At 63.4% G+C, this 421-nt stretch carries 1 protein-coding gene; it reads left to right on the top strand.

What is annotated here, in order from left to right; translation table 11 throughout:
• Window positions 1-152 precede the first annotated feature (152 nt).
• A partial coding sequence (locus tag U9977_RS20100; RefSeq protein ID WP_416210711.1) for a glycosyltransferase occupies window positions 153-421 on the top strand: 269 nt, incomplete at its 3' end.

Here is a 421-nt window from a genome sequence, read left to right as displayed (position 1 = left end):
GTCGGCTCTTGGCCTTCGTTGTGGTGACAGGTGACCTTATGGTGACCTGACTGTGGCCTCTGGTGGTGCTGTTGGCGGTGGGGGAGGCACTGCCCACACCACACGCGGGGTTGCGGCGAGGGGGCCGCCGATTTGCGACGCTGATCATCGTGATGATGTTGGCGGTGTGCGCGGTGTGTTCCCTGCTGGTCTGGCTGGTGCTCGCGGGCGGTCACGGGATGTTCTGGCGGACCGATACCCGGCTTGATCCTCTGGGTGCCCGGATGGATGGTGTGGTTGAGCCGGATGGTGGCTGGCCGGCTGTGACTGTGATCGTTCCTGCTCGGAATGAAGCGGATATCATCCCGTCCACGTTGCCGTCTCTGCTGGGTCAGGTCTATCCGGGTCGGTTGGAGGTGGTCCTGGTTGATGATGCCAGTGC

It is taken from the genome of Protofrankia sp. Cas8, assembly GCF_963555845.1.
In the GTDB taxonomy this organism is placed as follows: domain Bacteria; phylum Actinomycetota; class Actinomycetes; order Frankiales; family Frankiaceae; genus Protofrankia.
This window is presented reverse-complemented; position numbering and strand designations above follow the sequence as displayed.